Source organism: Aquibacillus koreensis, from assembly GCF_025154055.1.
GTDB classification, from domain to species: domain Bacteria; phylum Bacillota; class Bacilli; order Bacillales; family Amphibacillaceae; genus Aquibacillus_C; species Aquibacillus_C koreensis.
The window spans coordinates 1-22109 of record NZ_JAOALK010000033.1 but is presented as its reverse complement, the minus strand read 5'-3'; the positions used below and the strand labels follow the sequence as shown (position 1 = coordinate 22109).

The following is a 22109-nucleotide window of genomic DNA, read 5'->3' as shown; positions in this document are numbered from 1 at the left end:
TGTAAAGAGAAATTTGGAAGAAGGGGAGCTTACCAATGGAAATCATGCAACACTGGTTAGACAAGCGAGCAGCATTGTCACCAGACGACACAGCAATCGAACATCCAATGAATGGGTCAATTACTTTTAAGCAATTAAGAGACCAAGCACAGTCCTTCTCGCGTAAAGTAGCTCAACTAGGAGTGATGCCTGGAGATGCTATTGCCATCTATTCTAACAATTCCATAGATATGGTTACCGCTATACATGGGTTAAGTTATATCGGAGCCGTTGTAGTATTGTTAAATACTAGATTATCTAACCAAGAAATCGTATATCAATTAACCGACTCTAATGTGTCTTTTGTTTTAACAGGAGACGATTTATATGAAAATGGAGTTGAAATAGCTCAATCTAGGCAGTGTGAGGTTCAATCATTTGAACAAGTGTCTCGTCTAGATGAAAAACAGCTTTCGCTTAAAAAAGAAATAGCATTAGAAGATACGTACACTATTATCTATACTTCTGGAACAACTGGTTTTCCAAAAGGGGTTCAACATACATTTGGGAACCATTGGTGGAGTGCGATATCATCTGCATTAAATTTGGGCTTAGATCCCCGGGATAAGTGGCTGGCAAGTTTACCACTGTTTCATGTCGGTGGTTTTTCTATCTTAATGAAAAGCGTGATTTACGGGATGCCCGTCTATCTATTAGATCATTTTGATGCAGATAAAGTTCATCAGGGCATAGTAGAAAATGGTGTCACCATTGTATCTGTTGTTTCTGTTATGTTAGATCGTTTAATTGATAGGCTAGGAGAACAAACGTATCCTGAAGCATTCAAGTGTATGTTATTAGGTGGTGGACCTGCTCCAAAAGTGCTACTTGAAAAAGCAAAGGCTTGTCTTGTACCTGTCTATCAAACGTATGGGATGACCGAAACGTCTTCACAGATTGTTACACTTAGTCCTAGTGATGCTCTAAGGAAATTAGGATCTGCAGGAAAACCTTTATTTCCAGCCCAACTTAAAATTGTTAATCAAGATTCCGTGATTACGAATGACGAAATCGGTGAAATTTTCGTAAAGGGGCCGATGGTAACGCCTGGATATTATCAAAATGACGAAGCTAATTCTAAGTCCTTTCATAATGGCTGGCTTGCAACGGGGGATTTAGGTTATCTTGATAATGAAGGTTTTCTTTATGTTGTAGATCGTAGAAAAGATTTAATTATTTCTGGTGGCGAAAATATTTATCCAGCTGAAATTGAAAATGTTCTTTTAGGTATGTCTGGAATTGTGGAAGCGGGCGTTGTAGGTAAAGACGATGAGAAATGGGGACAAGTACCGGTCGCTTTTGTAGTGAAAAATGAAAATAGCCTTCATGAATCTGCAGTTATCGCTTATTGTTTGGAAAAATTGGCTAAATACAAAACACCAAAACATATATATTTTCTAGACGCTTTACCAAGAAATGCTTCAAACAAGCTTGTTCGTCATAAACTGGTGGATCTGTTATATAAAGAGGAAGAGTAGTTGCTCTATCCTTACTGATTAGAAAAAAAGGAGAGGAGTTCTTATGTACACAAACGATAATGTAACAATTAGGTCAATTGAGGAAAAAGATTTGTTACCACTTTGGGAATTAATGTATGGCGTTGCATCACCAGAATGGAAAAAGTGGGATGCTCCTTATTTTGAACATAAACAAATTCCAAAGCAGGCGTTTTTAGCACATAAAGGTCAATACATTGATCAAGATGATCGTTGGGTTATTTTGGTCGAGGATAAAGTCGTTGGTACTGTTGGCTATTATTGGGAACATAAACCTTCTAATTGGCTTGAGATGGGTATTGGAATCTATGATCCTACCTATTGGAACGGCGGATATGGTACAAAAGCGCTGGTGATGTGGATCAACCACTTATTTAATACCCTACCACTCGTACGAGTGGGCTACACGACATGGTCTGGCAATGAGCGGATGATAAAAGTAGGGGAAAAGCTTGGAATGACGATGGAAGCCCGTTTACGGAAATGTAGGTATTATAATGGGACGTATTATGACTCTATTCGCATGGGTTTACTGCGTGAAGAATGGGAAGAAAGTATGCTTATTACTAACGAGTGAGTAGTGCCTTAGTTGATTGAGGCCAACTACGGACTGTTTGTGGCTTTTCTGCTCTTGCCTAGTCCGAGGTTAGGCTAACTTCGGACAAAAAATAGTTTCATGCTCTATTTCTAGTCCGAGGTTGGATCAACTATGGACACAAACTAGCTCCTAGCTGTTTTTGTAGTCCGAGGTTGAGTCAACTACGGACAAAGATTAGCTCCTTGTTCGATTTCAAGTCCGAGGTGAGGTCAACTACGGACTACTTTGTCAGAAGGTTATGCCTAGCAGTCTCTTACGCTTTGTGCCCACCGATTTTTTGGCTTCGTCCAATCGTAACACCAGCGTCGGTAAAACTAGTTGCACGTAAAAGTGCGGTCGAACCATAATGATCTCTTATTTGATCCATTACGTAACCGATATCTTTTCGCTTTGTTTTATCCTCAAATAGATCAAGTTGCGTTTCTTCATCATCATACAAATGATCTAACGTTACAAATACCCGACGAATCTTGCTTCTTCGATCATAAAATTCATTGAAAAGTTGCATACAAACATTATATATATCCAAGGTTACATTTGTTGGTAAATCCACCGAGCGTGACCGGCTAAATCCACCACCAGTTTCTTGAGAGTATCCAATACCTAAATGAATCGTACGTCCTGCTTTTCCTGCAGTTCTCGCACGTCGGCACACTTCCTCAGCCAGGTCGAGTATGCAGGCAAACACTTCGCCTTGCTGATAATCTCTTAATAGAGTGATGCCATGTCCAAATCCTTTCTGCTCTTGCTTTTGGAAATTACCAATGACTGGACTTAGATCAACTCCCCATGCATGCCAGTACAGTTGCTCCCCCATGACGCCAAATCGCTTTTTTAACCGATCCAAAGGGTATTTGGCTAGTTGTCCTAGAGTGACAATCCCCATCCGGTTTAAATTACGCATCATTCGCTTTCCGATTCCCCAAATGTCTTCCACAGGTGTAGGCCAAAGCTTTTCCTGGACGTCTTCGTATGTACATTCTGCAATTCCTGTTTGTTTCGCATATAAATCCATCACGACTTTTGCTAAAAATTTATTATCACCGATACCGATAGAACAAGTAAGTCCCATCGTTTCGTATAGTTCTTGTTTAATCATATTGGCAACGTTCCAACGGTTCCCGTATAATTTATGAAGTCCATTTACAGTGACCCATAATTCATCCACCGAATACTGATGGATCGCCTCTTTTGGTACATATTGATTTACCAATTTTGTTATTTCAACAGAAACTTTTAAGTAATCACCCATCTTAGCATCCACGACATGAATAGCTGGATCGTCTGGTAAATCAAAATAACGACTAACATTTTTCACGCCATGTCTTTTCTTTAATTCGGGTGAGGCAGCAAGAATAATACTACCAGAGCGATTTTTGTCCCCAACCACCGCCAACATAGCTTTCAGCGGGTCAAGTCCACGCTTGACGCATTCTACACTTGCATAAAAAGAGCGCATATCTATACAAAGGACATCATTTCTAGGGTAATGGTTGTAGTCAATCAAAGAGGAGGCTCCTTTCTAAAAAAAAAGAACATTTGTTCGTGTTTAATAGTATAACTCGCTTCACCTTTTTTTAAAAGTGTTAAAATGTTCCTAGAAAAGAAAAAGTAAAAAAAACTGGACATAAGTACAAGCTTAATTTGATAAAATAGTGACATGTTGATTAAATTAATTGATAAAGATTCTCAAAATCATTGACGAATCTTCTTAAACACAATAAACTAGAAAGTATGAATTAATAGGTAGGACGCAACTGCTCGTAAGGGAGAGATTGCATATGGAGACAATAACAACAAGAGATTTAACACTTGGATATGGCGAAGAGACAATCATTGATCAACTAAATATAGAAATACCTAAAGGTGAAATTACAGTCTTTGTTGGGGGAAATGGGTGTGGTAAATCCACATTACTGCGTTCAATGGCGCGATTATTAAAGCCAAAAGACGGTAGTGTTATTTTGAATGGCGAAGATATTGTAAAGAAGCCTACAAAAGAGGTTGCGAAAGAACTTGCCATTTTACCGCAAAGCCCAGTAAGTCCAGAAGGCTTAACTGTTCATGATCTGGTGAAACAAGGGAGACACCCCTATAAAACGATGTTTAAAAAGTGGTCTATGGATGATGAGCAAGCAGTAAATGAAGCGTTACGTTCGACGAATATGTTTGATCTAAAAGATCGAGCTGTTGATTCATTATCTGGTGGTCAACGTCAACGTGCGTGGATTGCCATGACACTTGCCCAAAAAACGGACACGATTTTATTAGATGAACCAACAACATATCTAGATATGACACATCAAATAGAGATTTTGGATTTGTTATTTGAATTAAATGAAAAAAATAATTCTACGATTGTAATGGTATTGCACGATTTAAATCTTGCTTGCAGGTATGCACACCACATTGTTGCCATTAAGGATAAACAAGTATATGCACAAGGTAGACCCGAAGAGATCGTAAGCTGCAACATGGTTCATGATGTCTTCCAAATGAAATGTGATGTTACTTATGATCCAATGTTTGGCACACCAATGTGCATTCCACATGGAAGAGGCCGCTGTTTAATTAAAAGCGCTGTATCAGATGAACCATGTAATGCAGCGATGACACAGGTTAATTAATGTGAAACTCACCAAAAGATTGGTGAGTTTTTTATTTTTTCATTTTGTATGCGCTTACTTTATTTTTTAGGAGACAGCATTGGAGTTTGTGTCTCTGAGCTTTTCAATCATTATGTCACTAAGGTAACTAGACAAGATATTATTAAGATCGGATTTTGTACACGACTCAAATACTTCTAATAAATCATCGTGGTCCATTTGTTCTAAAATCGATTGGATAAATAAATCTAAAGAACCCGAATCACTGTCGCTAAAATGACGCAAGTATCGTTGGAAAAGGTCATCAGCAAATCGCATGTAATTCTCCTTCCTTTTTCATAGTCTCTTTGTAACATACCATATGCAGAAATTATGAAAAGTTGTTCATAAATCTTATGAATTAGAGAAAATTAAAGGATAGGAGGGTGGATAATGGAAAAGAAAAAGTATTTTGTAAACATAGGTACATTAGAAATATCTCAAATGGAATATGGAAATAACAAAGATTTTACGATATATGCGACGGGTGAAGAAGTGTATCATCTTAGGGAAATAATGAACGAAATGTATGATTCTGATATGCGTGGATTTTGGCGAGCACATGTACCTTATGTTCCTTACCATAATGATAAATCAAATGATACTTATGATGATGGTATCGTTGAGGCTTTTCAAATGATCCATGATTTAGGAGATGAAACAACAAAAGAGCATATTGAAACGATGGGAGTATTGGACAATAAATAGAAAAATCGTGGACATCGATCAACATCGAAGTCCACGTAATCAAATATGTACTTTTTCCTTCAACTGGCTACCTGAAATATTTTGAAGATTTTGAAACATTTTACGCCAGTTAAACGTCATATTATATATGAGAACCTGTTCATATTATGTTTAAGTAGTTACCAAATAGAGAATAAAGATAATAAGAAATAATAAAAGGGTGGGTAGCATGAAAAAATATCAGGTAATAGTGGGAACGATCAGTTTATTTGCAATTATTACATTGTTGTTTGTATCTAACACTTTTCATTTTGGAGAAGTCTCTGCTAAAAGGTCGTACACTGCTCATTTAACAAATAGTGCTACATCCCAGACACTCCATAAAGATGGCATAAAAATAGAAGAAAATGCAAATAACCAATCTATTGACCATGAAACGGTTGTTTCTTTGACAGGAAAATTTATGCATTTGCTTGTACAGGAAACGAATATGGATAACAATAAAGTAGTTCAACATGATACGAAAGCCTCTTTGCTTGAAGCTTTTACAGCCGTTGCAACGAAAGAAGTGGCAAAAAAATATATTGATTTTTATTATGAGGAAAAGCAAGATGGGTTGTATATTATTCCAACCGAAACACCTCCATGGTTTGAAAAAGAAACCAATTATGAGAAAATAGAGATAGATCCTTCAACGGTAAAAATTAAGCAAGAGAATGAAACAGAGTTATACGGTCAATATAGTATTGAATTTATATTACAGGATACAGGTGATGGTTGGATCATAACGGAAATTAACCACTTGTAAGATATAACTTACCACGAATTATAAAAAGGTAGCTGAATAAAATGAAGACATTTCAAGATTACTACAACAATAAAGTGGAGCTATCATTTGAAGATCATCCATTTGATAAACATCCTAAACATGTTTGGGTCATTTGCAGGTATGAAAATCGTTGGCTATTAACGGAGCACAAAGATAGGGGAAAAGAATTTCCAGGAGGAAAAGTAGAAGAAGGGGAGACACCCGAAGAGGCAGCTATAAGAGAAGTGAAAGAAGAAACAGGTGGTATAGTTAAAGATCTTACGTATATAGGACAATATTATGTATCAGGAAAAAGTGAGCATATTGTTAAAAATGTATATTTTGCGACAATAGGCGAAATGGAATCACAACCTACCTATTATGAAACAAAAGGGCCGATTCTACTAGAAGAATTGCCGTCTGATCTAGATAAGGACCCATCTTATAGTTTTATGATGAAAGATGAGGTTTTGCCAATTAGCTTAACATACATTTGTAACCTATCTGTGTTTCATTAATAATGATCTGTAAATAGAACTAGGCAAGCTGAATCGCTAGCCTAGTTTGTTTTTGTATAAAAAACAGTAGCTCAAGCTTATTGTCTATCTGTTTTTTATTAATATCTTTTCTAATCTCTCAACGATTTGATACATAATAGCCGCAAAGAATGCTACGAGTAACAAGCTGTACATGACAAGTGTGAAATTAAATACTTGGAACCCGTAAACAATGAGATAACCTAATCCTTCCGAGGCAACTAAGAATTCTCCAACAATTACACCTACCCAGGACAGTCCAACATTCACTTTAAATGTTGAAATAATCGATGGTAACGTAGCTGGGAAGATGGCTTCCTTAAAACATTGCCATTTGGATGCTCCAAAACTTTTTAGAACTTTAACATAGTTTTCGTCCACTTCATTAAACGAAGAATAAACGACTAAAGTAGTAATAATAACGGAAATAATCGCACCCATGGTAATGATTGAAAAGTAACCAGGGCCTAAAGCAACAATAATAATAGGGCCTAATGCCACTTTAGGCAAAGCATTTAAGACAACAAGATAAGGATCAAGTATTTTGGATAACTTATCGGACCACCATAAGGAAGCTGCTAATACAATCCCGGCCAAAGTACCGATAATAAATCCTGCCACTGTCTCAAATAGCGTAATACGAAGGTGGTACCAAAGCGAACCATCTAATAAATTTGCTATAAAAAGATCCCAAACCTTCGTTGGAGAACTAAATATCAGCCGGTCAATTAGACCATATCGACTTGTTACTTCCCAAAGAACGAAAAACGAAATAAACAGTACAATTTGCCACAATCGTGTATTCCTTTTATCTGCTTTTACTTTTTTACAGTATTGTTGAAAGAGCTGGTCATCTGCTAACTGTTTGTGACTCAAGACTGTTCAACTCCTCCCATACCCGATCAAATAGTTGTTGGTATTTTAAATGTTTCCTTGCTTGGAATGGTGTTAAATTTCTTATCTCAATAGGTACCTCAAAAACTTCGTGAATCTCGCCTGGGTTTGCTTTCATAAGAAATATTTTGTCACTCATTGCAATGGCTTCTCCGATGTCATGCGTGACCAAAACAGATGTTTTATTAAATTCTTTCAAAAGACCTGACACGAGATCTTCTAACTTTAACTTTGTTTGGAAGTCTAATGCCGAGAAAGGTTCATCCAATAATAATAGCTTCGGATCAGTTAATAATGTTCTAACTAGTGCTGCTCTTTGTCTCATTCCTCCAGAAAGGCTTTGAGGATACGAATCAATCACTTTAGATAAGCCAATATCCTCTAATAATTTAATAGCTTTTTCTTTCATTGCGCGCTTTTGCATCTTCTGTATTTTAGGACCCATTAACACATTTTCAAGTATTGTTTTCCACGGAAATAAATAATCCTGTTGTAGCATGTATCCGATATCTAACTTAGATGCTTCTAATGGTTTTTCTTCTAATTGAATAGTGCCTTCAGAAGGTTCTAATATCCCTGCAATAATCGACAATAGTGTTGTTTTGCCACACCCACTTGGACCTAACAGAGAAATAAACGAACCTTCTGGAACAGTAAAAGATACATTTTCTAATGCTTTGGTGTACCCCTTTTTATAGAAGTAGTGATAAGAAACGTGGTCTAAGTGTAAAAAGGACAACTGTAAAACCTCCTATTCACTTATTACATCTTCAGCAATTTGTGAATTAACCAAATCTTCATATGGTATATCCTCAGGCAACTCACCAGATCCATCCATAATATCTTTTAGGTTATTCCACTCTTCTTCATCAAGAATAGGATTATCCGCATAGGAATTTTGTGATTTATAACGTTCTACAGACGATTCTAGTAGATCAAGATCTGTGTCTTCAAAGTAGGGTTGCACAATTTCGGCGATTTCTGCTGCGGAATGCTCCTGGACAAATTGTTGTGCTTTATAGATTGCTCGGGTGAATTTTTTAATTGTTTCTTCATTTTCATTCATATAGCTTTCTTTAGTCATAAATACAGTATATGGAACTTTACCTGATTCTTCTCCAAAGGATGCGATAACATGACCAATTCCATCTTTTTCAAACTGACTTGCAGTTGGTTCAAATAGTTGTACGTACTCCCCGGTTCCAGAGCTAAATGAGCTTGCGATATTCGCGAAGTCAATATTCTGGATTAATTCCAAGTCATTATCTGGATCTATGTTATTTTGTTTTAGTACGTGTTCACCAACCATTTGTGGCATGCCGCCTTTACGTTGGCCTAAAAATACACTACCCTTTAACTGGTCAAATTCAAAATTATCATTTGGCTCTCTGGCTACAAGGAAAGTCCCATCTGTTTGCGTAAGTTGAGCAAAATTAATAATTGGGTCCTCTGCCCCTCTTGCTTTTACATAAATGGATGTCTCAGATCCTACTAGTCCAATATCTGAATTATCGGATAAGAGAGAGGTCATTACCTTGTCCCCACCAGCAATTGTTTGTAATTCAACGTCAAGTCCTTCTTCTTCAAAAAATCCCTCTTCTAAAGCAATATATTGAGGTGCATAGAAAATACTTCGTGTTACCTCAGCTATCTTGACTTCTGTATCGGTATCTCCATTATCTTGGGAACAAGCGGAAATTAATAAGACAAAAATAATAGAAAGCAGTGATATATATACTTTTTTCACTTTAAACTTCCTTTCTGGATGGAATGTATTTAGAATAGATTATGCATAAGAAGAAATTGTGTGAATGCCTATAGAAAATTAAAATAATGAGAGGGAATAATTCCAAGTGATTAGGTATGAATTATTGACATAAAACCAACCTTTCGATACGATAAGATAAGCGGAAGCTCTCCTTTCAAATTTTTCAGTAGGATAAGTTTTTGGAGAAATAAAGAGTGGGTTCAATAAAGTTAGGCTTAATTTATTTACAAGCTCCTACTTAATGCATAGAATACAGGGTAGGTATTATGAACGAGCTATTACATAAAGACACATACAATCTGTATTTGTCATTCATAATTCAAACCGTAATAGCAAACACTTTAAGGTATATAAGTGTAAGCTATTGTGTTTTTTTTATCAGAAAAGCTATCGGTTAATGATTTAATTTTTCCATACACATAGAGTTGTTGATCATTAGCTTTCTTAATAACATATGCTAGAAAATAGAGTAGTTCCGTAATAAAAGAATATGAAGGGGGATTTAGCAGAATGGCTGCAAATCGTCGATTATTTACTTCAGAGTCTGTAACAGAAGGTCATCCGGACAAAATTAGTGATCAGATCTCTGATGCAATTTTAGATGAAATTTTAACAAACGATCCTAATGCGCGTGTGGCATGTGAAACAACTGTTACAACAGGTTTAGTGTTAGTAGCAGGGGAAATCACGACGTCTACTTATGTAGATATTCCAAGTATCGTAAGGCAAACAATTAAAGATATAGGATACACACGTGCGAAGTATGGTTTTGATTATGAAACGTGTGCTGTACTTACAGCAATTGATGAACAGTCCGCAGATATTGCTGGTGGTGTGAATCAGGCGTTAGAAGCACGAGAAGGAAAAATGTCTGATGATGAAATAGAGGCAATAGGTGCTGGAGACCAAGGTTTGATGTTTGGGTATGCTACAAACGAAACACCTGAATTAATGCCGCTACCAATCTCATTAGCTCATAAATTAGCAAAGCGCTTATCTGATGTACGAAAAGACGAAACACTCGATTACTTACGTCCAGACGGTAAAACACAGGTGACGGTAGAATATGATGAAAATAACCAACCTTTAAGAGTGGATACAATTGTAATTTCTACCCAACATCATCCGGAAGTAGAGTTAAAAAAGATACAAGATGACTTAAAGGAACATGTCATTAATCCAGTCGTTCCAGAGCAGTTGTTGGATGAAAAGACAAAGTATTTCATCAACCCTACAGGTAGATTTGTAATCGGTGGACCTCAAGGAGACGCAGGTTTAACCGGTAGAAAAATTATTGTAGATACTTATGGTGGCTATGCACGTCATGGTGGTGGTGCATTTAGTGGGAAAGACGCAACAAAAGTTGACCGCTCAGCTGCTTATGCAGCTCGCTATGTAGCGAAAAACATTGTAGCTTCTGGGTTAGCTGATACATGTGAAGTACAACTTGCTTACGCTATTGGTGTTGCTGAACCAGTATCTATTTCCATTAATACTTTTGGGAGTGGGCAAGTAAGCGAAGAGGAACTTGTTGCAGCTGTACGTGCTATATTTGACCTGCGACCTGCTGGAATTATAAAAATGCTTGATTTAAGAAGACCAATTTATAAAGATACTGCAGCGTACGGACATTTTGGACGTACAGATGTTGAATTCCCGTGGGAAAAAACGGATAAAGTGGAAGATTTAAAATCATACGTGAAAAAGTAATAGAAGGAATCAAGTGCCAAGCGCTTGGTTCTTTTTGCTTGGGAAAAAACAGAAGGATCTGTCCGAATCGGTGCCTGATACTGACACAGAATGGCTTATGATCGCATCTGATGTCCGAATCGGTGCCTAATACCGACACAGAATGGCTCACGGTCACACCTGATGTCCGAATCGGTGCCAGATACTGACATAGAATGGCTTTCGCTCGCACTTGATGTCCGAATCGGTGCCTAATACTGACACAGAATGGCTCACGGTCGCACCTGATGTCCGAATCGGTGCCAGATACTGACACAGAATGGCTCACGGTCGCACCTGATGTCCGAATCGGTGCCTAATACTGACACAGAATGGCTCACGGTCACACCTGATGTCCGAATCGGTGCCTAATACTGACACAGAATGGCTTTCGCTCGCACTTGCTCTCGGAATTCAGGTCTGGTTCTGATGGCCTTTAAACTCGTTCTTGTTGTCCAAATCCGAGTCTGATTTTGAGTGGCTTCTGCACGTCTTCTTGTGTGAATTCGAACTTAAGAAGATGAATTCGATAATTAAAATACGTCGCACTCAATTGATTTTCTGCAAGTAACAAAAATCCGATAGAAATTAACATCTACATGAAACGAATTACATTGTGAGAACGTCAAATTATAACAAAGAAGCACGAACTATATGTTGAATCAATTTAATTTGTGATATACTCATTTACATGTTGATATCAGAAAGAGAGGCAACGCTATGTGTGGTTTTATAGGAATGATTAGAAATCTTCCGCAAGAACAAGATCAAGATAAACAAGATTTATTTCAACAACGTAATAATGTCATTTCTCATAGAGGTCCTGATGATGAAGGGTACTTTCATGATGACTATATTTCATTTGGATTTAGACGTTTAAGTATTATTGATATTGAATGTGGACATCAACCATTTCGTTATGATGATGATAACTATTGGATGATCTTTAATGGTGAAGTTTATAACTACGTCGAATTAAGAAAAGAATTAGAGGAAAAAGGCTATACGTTTGAAACGGATTCTGACACGGAAGTAATCATAGCGATGTTTAAAGAACATAAAGAAGAAGCTTTCAAGCACTTAAGAGGTATGTTCGCAGTTCTTATTTGGGACAAACAAGCGCAAGTATTATATGGGGTGAGAGATCCGTTTGGTATTAAACCTCTTTTCTATAGAGAAACAGATGAAGGAACCTTCTTTGCTTCAGAGAAAAAAAGTTTAACTTTTCATGAAGATGAAAAAGTGAACCAAGAAGCATTGCAACAGTACTTAAGCTTTCAATTCGCACCAGAACCGATGACCCTTACAGAAGGGATTAAAAAAGTAGAGCCAGGTCATTATTTTGTTAAGAAGCCTGGAGAACCTATCGCTTTCCACCGTTACTGGCATGCAACATTCTCGCCAATATTAATGGAAAAGAACGAATGGCTTAAACGTATTCAGGATGTTATGTATGATTCTGTTAATGTGCACATGCGAAGTGATGTACCTGTAGGATCATTTTTATCAGGTGGAATAGACTCGACACTAATTGTTGCTATTGCGAGAGAGTTTAATCCAAATCTGAAAACATTTTCTGTTGGCTTTGAACAAGATGGTTACTCAGAAGTAGATGTCGCAAAAGAAACAGCTGAGAAATTAAACGTTGAAAATATTTCTTATATGATCACACCAGAGGAATATGTTCAAAAGTTACCAAAAATCATGTGGCATATGGATGATCCACTAGCAGATCCAGCTTGTGTTCCTTTATACTTTGTTGCACGAGAAGCAAACAAACATGTTACGGTAGTATTGTCAGGGGAAGGATCCGATGAGTTATTTGGAGGGTATAATATATATCGTGAACCCGAATCTTTAAAGATCTTCCAATCTATTCCGACACCTGCAAAGGGCTTGTTATCCCGTGTAGCTGCTGTCTTACCTGAAGGTGTAAGAGGCAAAAGCTTTTTAGAGCGCGGAACAACACCACTTAAGGATCGTTACATTGGTAATGCAAAAATGTTTGAAGATGAGGAAAAAAGCTTACTGTTAAAAGGCTATAATCCTAACCTGCATTATCAACAAATCACAGAGGCTCTATATAACAATGTGAAAAATGATCATCCAGTAAATCAAATGCAGTATATTGATATTCATACGTGGTTACGCGGTGACATTTTGTTAAAAGCAGATAAAATGACAATGGCTCATTCACTGGAATTACGTGTTCCATTCTTAGATAAAGAAGTATTCCGAGTTGCTAGTGAGATTCCGGTTGATCTTAAGATTGCAAATGGAACGACAAAGAGCATCCTAAGAGAAGCTTCCAGAGGAATCGTGCCGGATCATGTATTGGATCGTAAAAAGCTTGGATTCCCTGTTCCGATTCGTCATTGGTTGAAAAATGAATTGAATGATTGGGCGAAGACATTGATCAATGAGAGTGAAACAGATCACTTGTTGCATAAGGATTATATACGTGGTCTTTTAGATGCGCATTGTCAAGGTAAAGGTGACTATAGCAGAAAGATCTGGACAGTTTTAATGTTCATGTTATGGCATCAAATTTATGTGGAAAGAAAGTTCTCTTTTGAAGAATTGAGAGCAGAAGATAGAACAAAAAGCAAGCTTACGGTGTAACCGTAATTGCTTGCTTTCCCATTTGTACCCATGCTTCTTTGAAGTTTTGTATGGGTACTTTTCTTTTTTCTGCTTTTATTGGCTCATTAAAATAGATATACTCCTCGTCATAACCAACAACTAATACAGAGTGTTCCTTCATTGTTATCTGAATTGGTCCATCATCGGTTTGCCACGTTTCAAACTGCTTATCACTTAATTTTTTATAAGAAACATTCGTAATCACCCAGACTGGTCGATCTTGGTTGACGTGATTTAAGATGTCCTCAAAGGAACCGCCACTAAAGTCAACTACTTGTTCGCCAAGATACTGTTTTGCTAAATCAGCAACAGGCTCGTGGTACACACCATAACCAGGCTTGGAGAACGAATACATACTTCCAACAAAACCTTTATGTGGGTTTCCGAAATGAACACCATTTTTTGTTTTTTTATAAGGTGTATCATCTTTTCTGATTTGTTTGGCTAGAGTCATTTTATCTACATCCACGTCGTGATACTGAAGTAACATTGCAAGGCTAGTTACTTCACAACCTCTTGGTAACTCTGGATGTTGACCAATGATTGGTACGTCTAAGTGGACTTCTTCACGCATATGAATAGGTTCAACGATTGGTAGTAGCGATTCTATTCTTTCGGATGGTAACGCTGTTGCCGATACGTACTCATCCACCGTGTGTGATTTAACCCAGTTATAAATCCCTGTTTTATGATTGTATAGGATCATCCCACTTGTTATAAGGCTAGTTATTCCAAACAAAATAGCATAGATCATGAAGGCTTGCTTAAGAATATGTCTCCTTGTTTTTTTTGCCAAAAAAGTTAGGATGAGTGTCATCATGAGTGAAAATGTAATAACAATAAACTGAAGCATGATGGTACCTCCTTGTCTATAGGATATCTCATTTGGACAAAAAAACTAAAGATCAATCATAACAATATCTTACACTTTCTCTTGTTGTGATTTATAATACTGTCCTTTATCGATATACGATGCTTTAATACGTTCCATCTCTTCTATATCTTTATCGGTTAAATCCCGTATAACTTTAGCGGGTCTGCCAAAAGCAAGCGTTCTTGGTGGGATCTTTTTACCTGGAGGAACTAAACTACCTGCTCCAATAAAAGCTTGTTCACCTATTTCTGCACCGTCTAAGATAATAGATCCCATACCGACTAATGCTTTTTTCCTTACGATGGCAGAGTGCAGGGTTACTTGGTGTCCAATTGTTACTTCATCTTCAATAATAAGAGGCAAATTCGGACTTTGGTGAAGCATACTTAGATCTTGAATGTTTGTCTTTTTACCAATATGTACAGGTGCTACATCACCCCGGATGACTGTCTTGAACCATACGCTTGCTAATTCATCTATGTGTACATCTCCTGTTATAACGACATCCTCTGCTATATATGCTGACTCGTGAATGGTGGGATTTTTCCCTTTATATTCGTAAATCATTTGAATCTCCCTCCGTTTTGTGGTGATATATTAAATAATAACACAATAAAATAACTAGATATGTATAACCTAGAGTTTATGACAAATTACAAACAGATGTATCGTACATGTTCATCTGTGACATTTTTGCTTTACAATGATACTATTGTTACTTCAGTTTAGAAATGAGGGGAAAGTAAGTGCCAAAGACGATACCAAGAACATCACCATATTTAATGCAATTCGTATATAGAAAAGTTTTTCCACAAGTGAATAAGGAATTAGCCGGTTGGATTAATCGTGCAGAGCAAATACCTAATGCAGAGTTGAGGGAACAAGCTTTAGCTAGTATTCGGTCAAAAAAGTTCCATTGTCAAGGCGGTGGTGTTTACAGTATCTTAGCTGGTCAACGATGGAAAGATGCAATTAGGTTTATTGTGGCTTATCAAACCATAAGTGATTATTTGGACAACCTCTGTGATCGCAGTACATCGTTAGATCCAAATGATTTTAGATTATTACACCAGTCCATGGAAGATGCGCTATCTCCAGAAAAAGAATTGATAAATTATTATGCAAATAGAGAAGAACAAAATGATGATGGTTATTTAGCTGCGCTGGTACAAACGTGCCAAGATAGCTTACGTACACTAGACAATTACGCTTGGATCAAACCCTATGCTTTGCAATTGGAACAATTATATAGTGATTTACAAGTACATAAGCATGTAAAAGAGGAAGAAAGAATTCCACGATTAGAAAATTGGTTTAACGAATATAAGGAAAAGTGGCCTTCTCTTAGTTGGTATGAGTTTTCTGCTTCCAGCGGTTCGACATTAGGAATTTTTTGTTTAGTTAGCTATACGATGGGTCAAACGATGACGAAAGAACTAGCTAAAGCTATATTTGATAGTTACTTTCCGTTTATGCAAGGGTTGCATATTTTGTTGGATTATTATATCGATCAATTAGAGGATTCAGAGGAAGGCGATTTAAATTTTTGTAACTATTACGATAACACGGACCATCTAAAAGAACGATTGTTATATTTTATAAATCAAACTAATTTTCATGTGCAGGACCTACCACACAAACATTTTCATGAAATGATTCACAATGGTTTAGTAGGGTTGTACTTAGCTGACCCGAAAGTTAAGCTACTACAGAGTGGTAAAGATATTACAAAAACCTTATTGCAAGCAAGTGGAAGAAGGTCTAGTTTCTTTCATGTGAATGCTCGTGTTTATAATAAATTAGCCGGCAAGAAATAAAAAAATGTACAACCTTATCCCACTACAGGATAAGTGTTGTACATTTTTTATTTCTTCTCGATAGCCAAAATAAACGGCGGACTGTTTTTTTGATTAATAAAACCGTATTGCAGGACGTTATAATTTTTTTGCTCAAAGCTACGCAAATGATCTAAAAGTGCATTCTTTTCCGCTTCGCCACCTTCATGCCCGTAATAGACAACAAGAATAATTAGACCACCTGACTTTAGATATTTTACAATCGTGTCAACTGCTTGGATCGTACTAGTAGGTTTCGTAATGACGGATTTATCACTGCCTGGCAAATAACCAAGGTTGAAAATTGCTCCGCCTACGAATCCGTAAACTTCTTCAGGCAAATACGTTTCTGCGTTTTCATGGCTATCATGAATTAATTTCACGTTACTTATCTTTTCCTCTGCAAGGCGTTGTTTTGTATTTTCTATTGCTTGCTCCTGCACATCAAAGGCAAGTACTTGTCCTGAATCTCCGACTAACTTGCTTAATACAATTGTGTCTTTTCCATTCCCGCATGTTCCGTCAATAACTGTTTCACCAGGTTGAATAGAAGACTGAAGCAGTTCATGGGCATAAGACAATACTCTTTTTAACATGATAAAACACTTTCTTTCTTATTGTAATATTTCCCTTGCCAACTATTTCTTTCTTTTAATTCTGCATCTATTGCATTCAATACATCCCATTTGTTTAAACTCCACATAGGACCTACTAATAAATCAGGAGGACCGTCACCCGTTATACGGTGGATAATCATGTCTTCTGGAAGAAGTTCCAACTGGTCAACCACTAATTTGACATAGTCATCTTTTGATAAGAATGTTAACAAACCTTTCTCGTACTGTTTCACCATTGGCGTTCCTTTTAATAGATGTAGCAAATGGATTTTAATTCCTTGTACATCCATTTCGCTAACAGCCTTTGCAGTTTGTAACATCATGTTATAATCCTCGCCAGGTAACCCGTTTATAATGTGAGAACATATTCGTATGTTATGTTTTCTTAATTTTGCTACACCTTCTAAGTAGCAATCTAAATCGTGTGCACGGTTTATTAAATCAGACGTTTGTTGGTGCATCGTTTGTAATCCGAGCTCAACCCATAAATACGTGCGTTCATTTAATTCGGCTAGGTATTCCACAACATCATCTGGAAGGCAATCAGGCCTTGTTGCAATGGATAGGCCGACCACTCCTTCTTGATTTAACACACTTTCAAACTTTTCACGAAGTTCCGCGACAGGTGCATGTGTGTTTGTATAAGCTTGAAAGTATGCCATATACTTTCCGTCTTTCCATTTCTGATGCATTTTTGATTTTATATCGGTGAACTGTGTTTCAAGATCGTCTACACGGTCTCCTGCAAAATCTCCGCTACCTGCAGCAGAGCAAAACGTACATCCACCATGAGCAACAGTACCATCACGATTCGGGCAATCGAAACCGCCATCGAGTGCAACTTTAAATACTTTATGTCCAAATGTATTTTTCAAATGATAATTCCATGAATGGTATCTTTTTTGATCAAATGAATAGGGGAATGGATTGTTCAAAAAGAAAACTCCTTTAATTAGAAAATTATAGATTTAATTGTAGCATGAAGTGGTTAGAAGCAAAAAGCCTTTCTTGGTTGAAGGGAATTATTGGAACACTGTTTTATCTACGTTAGTTAACAATTGCCATGCATGTTTTTTTCTTGTTAATACAAATTAATAAATGAGGTGATGATGGTGGCAACTAGAGAGTCAGTTGATAATATCATTCAACAAGCCAATCAATGTATCGAAAATGCGGAAGAGCAACTAGATATCTCGAATCGTAATGGCTATGAAATCAATAGTGAATATTCCAATGTTCAACGAGAGTTAGCAAACGTTGAGAATGAAATACGTAAATTAATGGATAGTGCTAGTCATCAACAAAGAGATCAACTGCATCGTATTCACTTAGTTGTTACGAATTATATGAATGACATGGTTCTTGATCACATTCAGCTTAATAAATATGAATAATCATTTAGAGTCCTTACTTTAGTAGGGGCTCTTTATGTTTAGTGCAGTGTTTCTATAAACTCCGTCGTAACTAACCCACCCGCTCCTCAAGTGAAATTGACTCCCTTTCCGAGGAGGAATCACGAAAAATCCCAGAACCCGAATTTTTCTAAGTTCAGATTCCTCTTGCGGGCACGGCCTCAGCTAACTCAGTCGCAAAGTACGCTCCTGAGTGGATCTTTGGCTCGCGCTGTTCCCGCAGGAGTGTCGCCAATTTCACTCGATCCGCTAGTAACTATGCCTTGTAAATGAGTGAACTTTTAGCAGAGTTCATAAATACATCTACATGAATAAGTTTTATTTCTATATTGTATATAAATGCTAGTGGAGGAAATACACGTAGACTCCTGTGGGATCTGCGAGACAGGCGAGACCCTGCAGGAGCAAAGCGACGAAGCGGCTCGGCGCTCGCCCCACGGAAAGCGAAGTGTATTTCCGGAACGGTAGAGCAATATTTCCATTTTTAGTTACGTCGGAGTTTATATCAAATCCGGAAATACCCAACTTTGCGTGGGTTACATAAATACATAAAGTACGTAGAAAAAAGTGTACATAGTGGGAAACCTTGACAAAGAGGAACGCTTTCTTTAAAATACGATTACAATAACTATTGAACGACGATGAGAAGGATTAGTAATAAAGCTAAACAGGTTAAAGAGAGGTAACGGTTGGTGTGAGTTACTCCTGTACTTTATGAACTCACCTTTGATGTCGCAAAAGTGAACTGAGTAGCTTTTGCCGTTATCCGCGTTAAGGACTTGAAGCGGGTGCATCATTTATGCACTAAAGTTGGGTGGTACCGCGGGAAGTTAAGCTCTCGTCCCATTTTTGGGATGAGGGCTTTTTTGTATATAATTAGAACAAACGTTCCCTGAAATTGATAATCAAAAAAGAAAATGCGAACAAATGAGGAGGCAATTGCAATGTCATTTAATCACAATCAAATCGAGAACAAATGGCGAGAATATTGGTTGAATAACAAAACATTTAAGACAAAATCTGATACAAATAAAGAAAAGTTCTATGCATTAGATATGTTTCCGTATCCATCAGGTGCAGGTCTTCATGTAGGGCATCCAGAAGGCTATACAGCAACAGATATCATTTCTCGTATGAAGCGAATGCAAGGATATGAAGTATTACACCCAATGGGGTGGGATGCTTTTGGTTTACCTGCAGAGCAATATGCGCTTGATACAGGAAATGATCCAGCAGAATTCACGAAACATAATATAGATACGTTTCGTAGACAAATTCAGGCTCTTGGTTTTTCTTATGATTGGGATCGTGAAATCAATACAACGGACCCACATTATTATAAATGGACCCAATGGATTTTCTTGCAATTATTTGAAAAAGGATTAGCTTATATCGATGAAGTAGCCGTAAACTGGTGTCCTGCATTAGGAACTGTATTGGCTAACGAAGAAGTGATCGATGGAAAAAGTGAGCGTGGCGGGCATCCAGTTGTAAGGAAACCGATGAAACAATGGATGCTAAAGATTACTGCATACGCTGATCGTTTGTTAGAAGACCTAGAAGATTTGGATTGGCCAGAGAGCATTAAAGACATGCAACGAAATTGGATTGGTCGTTCAGAAGGTGCTGAAGTACATTTTGATATTGATGGCTTTGATGATACTTTTACTGTGTTTACAACTAGACCTGACACATTATATGGAGCTACCTATGCAGTTTTAGCACCTGAACATCCACTTGTTAATAAAATTGTAACCAATGAGCAAAAAGGTGCAGTTGATCAGTACATTGACCAAGTACAAGTGAAAAGTGATCTTGAACGAACAGATTTAGCTAAAGATAAAACAGGTGTATTCACAGGTGCTTATGCCGTAAATCCAGTTAATGGTGAAAAACTTCCGATCTGGGTTGCAGATTACGTTCTTATGACATATGGATCAGGCGCAATCATGGCAGTACCAGCTCATGATGAACGTGACTATGAGTTTGCTAAGAAGTTTGATCTAACTATCATTCCAGTTGTTGATGGTGGAGATGTGGAACAAGAAGCATTTACGGGCGATGGACCTCACATTAACTCTGGTTTCTTAGATGGACTTAATAAAGAAGATGCAATCACAAAAGTAATTGATTGGTTAGTGGAGAATGGCAAAGGTGAAAAGAAAGTTACCTATCGCTTAAGAGACTGGTTGTTTAGCCGTCAACGATATTGGGGTGAACCGATTCCTATTATTCATTGGGAAGATGGAACAATGTCAGCAGTGCCTGAAGATGAGTTGCCGCTTGTTTTACCGAAAACTACAGAGATTAAACCATCAGGTACGGGTGAATCTCCACTTGCAAATATTAATGACTGGGTGAATGTAGTCAATCCAGAAACAGGGATGAAAGGACGAAGAGAAACAAACACCATGCCACAATGGGCTGGTAGCTGTTGGTATTTCTTGCGTTTTATTGACCCTGATAACAGTGAACAGTTGGCAAGCGAAGATTATTTGAACAAATGGTTGCCGGTAGACACCTATATTGGTGGTGCAGAACATGCAGTGCTTCACTTGTTATATGCACGTTTCTGGCACAAATTCCTTTATGATATTGGTGTAGTACCAACGAAGGAACCATTCCAAAAGTTATATAACCAAGGGATGATCCTAGGTGAAAATAATGAGAAGATGAGTAAATCTAAAGGGAACGTCGTAAATCCAGATGAGATAGTAGAAAGCCATGGTGCTGATACCTTACGATTGTATGAAATGTTTATGGGACCTTTAGATGCTTCTATTGCTTGGTCTACGAATGGATTAGATGGTGCGCGTAGATTCCTAGATCGTGTATGGCGTTTGTTTATTAATGATAATAATGAACTTTCTTCTCAAATTGTAGATAGTGTTTCCAATGATGAATTAGAAAAAATTTATCATGAGACAATTAAAAAAGTCACTGAAAACTTCGAAGATCTAAGGTTTAATACAGGTATCTCTCAAATGATGGTGTTTATCAATGAGGCATATAAAGCGGAACAAATTTCAAAAGATTACGCAGAAGGCTTCGTGAAAATACTATCTCCTGTTGCTCCACACTTAGCAGAAGAATTATGGGAGAAGCTAGGCTATGATGAAACAATTGCATACCAAGCTTGGCCTGCATATGATGAAGCGAAGCTTGTAGAGAATGAAGTGGAAATTGTCATTCAGGTAATGGGGAAAGTTCGAGCAAAGATGATGGTAGATAAAAACGCATCTAAAGATGAATTAGAGAAGCAAGCACTTGAAATGGATGCTATTAAAGAACGTCTTGAAGGCAAAACGGTTCGAAAAGTGATTGCTGTTCCTGGTAAGCTTGTTAATATTGTAGCTAACTAAAGTTGACTATTATAATAGTAAGAAGCTACTTGAGTGGATTAACTTTTCCTCTCGAGTAGCTTCTTTTTCACTGTTATAGAAATAGCCCGTAAAACCACGCGGGCTTGCCCCGTGGATGTAAGGGCTTCGCTCAAGGGCAGTTCTTAGACTGCTCTACTTGAGCGATT

At 37.4% G+C, this 22109-nt stretch carries 20 protein-coding genes and 1 other annotated feature; of the genes, 11 read left to right on the top strand and 9 right to left on the bottom strand.

Annotated elements, in window-relative coordinates; all coding sequences use genetic code 11:
• Nucleotides 1-35: 35 nt before the first annotated feature.
• A complete protein-coding gene (locus NYQ66_RS08725) occupies nucleotides 36-1517 on the top strand; it encodes an o-succinylbenzoate--CoA ligase (RefSeq protein WP_259868882.1) in 1482 nt (493 codons plus the stop codon).
• Between the two features lie 43 nt (nucleotides 1518-1560).
• Entirely contained in the window at nucleotides 1561-2112 is a 552-nt protein-coding gene (locus NYQ66_RS08720; protein WP_259868881.1) for a GNAT family N-acetyltransferase, read from the top strand.
• 274 nt (nucleotides 2113-2386) lie between these two features.
• Here NYQ66_RS08720 and NYQ66_RS08715 read toward each other — a convergent pair whose 3' ends face one another.
• Complete coding sequence (locus tag NYQ66_RS08715; RefSeq protein WP_259869172.1) at nucleotides 2387-3637, bottom strand: Y-family DNA polymerase; 1251 nt, start codon at nucleotides 3635-3637, stop codon at nucleotides 2387-2389.
• Between the two features lie 277 nt (nucleotides 3638-3914).
• Here NYQ66_RS08715 and NYQ66_RS08710 point away from each other — a divergent pair, with 277 nt between their 5' ends.
• Nucleotides 3915-4760: an ABC transporter ATP-binding protein gene (locus NYQ66_RS08710; protein WP_259868878.1), complete on the top strand. Its 846-nt coding sequence runs from the start codon at nucleotides 3915-3917 to the stop codon at nucleotides 4758-4760.
• Nucleotides 4761-4826: 66 nt separating this feature from the next.
• Here the strand turns inward: NYQ66_RS08710 and NYQ66_RS08705 are convergent, their stop codons facing one another.
• On the bottom strand, nucleotides 4827-5057 hold the full coding sequence (locus NYQ66_RS08705; RefSeq protein WP_259868876.1) for a DUF6154 family protein: 231 nt from the start codon (nucleotides 5055-5057) through the stop codon (nucleotides 4827-4829).
• Nucleotides 5058-5171: 114 nt separating this feature from the next.
• Between NYQ66_RS08705 and NYQ66_RS08700 the strand changes: the two genes are divergently transcribed.
• The 3 genes from NYQ66_RS08700 (at nucleotide 5172) to ytkD (ending at nucleotide 6791) form a co-directional block, all read left to right on the top strand.
• Nucleotides 5172-5486, top strand: coding sequence for a hydrolase (locus tag NYQ66_RS08700; RefSeq protein WP_259868874.1), 315 nt, complete (start codon nucleotides 5172-5174; stop codon nucleotides 5484-5486).
• Nucleotides 5487-5694: 208 nt separating this feature from the next.
• The gene (locus NYQ66_RS08695; protein WP_259868872.1) at nucleotides 5695-6273 is read left to right on the top strand and encodes a hypothetical protein; all 579 of its coding nucleotides are present in this window, start codon (nucleotides 5695-5697) and stop codon (nucleotides 6271-6273) included.
• 41 nt (nucleotides 6274-6314) lie between these two features.
• Entirely contained in the window at nucleotides 6315-6791 is a 477-nt protein-coding gene (gene ytkD, locus NYQ66_RS08690) for an RNA deprotection pyrophosphohydrolase (protein WP_259868870.1), read from the top strand.
• Nucleotides 6792-6875: 84 nt separating this feature from the next.
• Here the strand turns inward: ytkD and NYQ66_RS08685 are convergent, their stop codons facing one another.
• The 3 genes from NYQ66_RS08685 to NYQ66_RS08675 are packed head-to-tail and all read right to left on the bottom strand — an operon-like array spanning nucleotide 6876 to nucleotide 9450.
• Entirely contained in the window at nucleotides 6876-7685 is an 810-nt protein-coding gene (locus tag NYQ66_RS08685) for an ABC transporter permease (protein ID WP_259868868.1), read from the bottom strand.
• The gene (locus NYQ66_RS08680; protein ID WP_259868866.1) at nucleotides 7660-8442 is read right to left on the bottom strand and encodes an ABC transporter ATP-binding protein; all 783 of its coding nucleotides are present in this window, start codon (nucleotides 8440-8442) and stop codon (nucleotides 7660-7662) included. Before NYQ66_RS08680 ends, NYQ66_RS08685 begins: the two co-directional genes overlap by 26 nt.
• 12 nt (nucleotides 8443-8454) lie before the next feature.
• A complete protein-coding gene (locus NYQ66_RS08675; RefSeq protein WP_259868865.1) occupies nucleotides 8455-9450 on the bottom strand; it encodes an ABC transporter substrate-binding protein in 996 nt (331 codons plus the stop codon).
• A gap of 531 nt (nucleotides 9451-9981) precedes the next feature.
• Here NYQ66_RS08675 and metK point away from each other — a divergent pair.
• Nucleotides 9982-11181 carry a methionine adenosyltransferase gene (gene metK, locus NYQ66_RS08670; protein WP_259868864.1) on the top strand — a complete coding sequence of 400 codons (1200 nt, stop codon included), beginning with the start codon at nucleotides 9982-9984 and terminating at the stop codon, nucleotides 11179-11181.
• A gap of 738 nt (nucleotides 11182-11919) precedes the next feature.
• Nucleotides 11920-13821 (top strand): asparagine synthase (glutamine-hydrolyzing), encoded by a 1902-nt coding sequence (gene asnB / locus NYQ66_RS08665; protein WP_259868861.1) that lies wholly within the window; start codon nucleotides 11920-11922, stop codon nucleotides 13819-13821.
• On the opposite strand, the gene NYQ66_RS08660 is transcribed toward asnB, so the two are convergent.
• Nucleotides 13811-14695, bottom strand: coding sequence for a C39 family peptidase (locus tag NYQ66_RS08660; protein ID WP_259868859.1), 885 nt, complete (start codon nucleotides 14693-14695; stop codon nucleotides 13811-13813). The two genes, asnB and NYQ66_RS08660, sit on opposite strands and share 11 nt — an antisense overlap.
• A 69-nt stretch (nucleotides 14696-14764) precedes the next feature.
• Nucleotides 14765-15283 carry a gamma carbonic anhydrase gene (locus NYQ66_RS08655; RefSeq protein WP_259868857.1) on the bottom strand — a complete coding sequence of 173 codons (519 nt, stop codon included), beginning with the start codon at nucleotides 15281-15283 and terminating at the stop codon, nucleotides 14765-14767.
• A gap of 179 nt (nucleotides 15284-15462) precedes the next feature.
• On the opposite strand from NYQ66_RS08655, the gene NYQ66_RS08650 reads away from it, so the two are divergent.
• Complete coding sequence (locus NYQ66_RS08650) at nucleotides 15463-16533, top strand: tetraprenyl-beta-curcumene synthase family protein (RefSeq protein ID WP_272479957.1); 1071 nt, start codon at nucleotides 15463-15465, stop codon at nucleotides 16531-16533.
• A gap of 47 nt (nucleotides 16534-16580) precedes the next feature.
• Here the strand turns inward: NYQ66_RS08650 and NYQ66_RS08645 are convergent, their stop codons facing one another.
• Together NYQ66_RS08645 and NYQ66_RS08640 are read right to left on the bottom strand one after the other, a co-directional pair.
• The gene (locus NYQ66_RS08645; protein WP_259868854.1) at nucleotides 16581-17147 is read right to left on the bottom strand and encodes a class I SAM-dependent methyltransferase; all 567 of its coding nucleotides are present in this window, start codon (nucleotides 17145-17147) and stop codon (nucleotides 16581-16583) included.
• Nucleotides 17141-18103: a TIGR01212 family radical SAM protein gene (locus tag NYQ66_RS08640; protein WP_259868851.1), complete on the bottom strand. Its 963-nt coding sequence runs from the start codon at nucleotides 18101-18103 to the stop codon at nucleotides 17141-17143. Before NYQ66_RS08640 ends, NYQ66_RS08645 begins: the two co-directional genes overlap by 7 nt.
• 174 nt (nucleotides 18104-18277) lie before the next feature.
• Here NYQ66_RS08640 and NYQ66_RS08635 point away from each other — a divergent pair, with 174 nt between their 5' ends.
• The gene (locus NYQ66_RS08635) at nucleotides 18278-18562 is read left to right on the top strand and encodes a YtzC family protein (RefSeq protein ID WP_259868848.1); all 285 of its coding nucleotides are present in this window, start codon (nucleotides 18278-18280) and stop codon (nucleotides 18560-18562) included.
• Between the two features lie 650 nt (nucleotides 18563-19212).
• Nucleotides 19213-19429: a binding site (T-box leader), on the top strand.
• Nucleotides 19430-19524: 95 nt separating this feature from the next.
• Complete coding sequence (gene leuS, locus NYQ66_RS08630; RefSeq protein ID WP_259868845.1) at nucleotides 19525-21942, top strand: leucine--tRNA ligase; 2418 nt, start codon at nucleotides 19525-19527, stop codon at nucleotides 21940-21942.
• Nucleotides 21943-22109 lie beyond the last annotated feature (167 nt).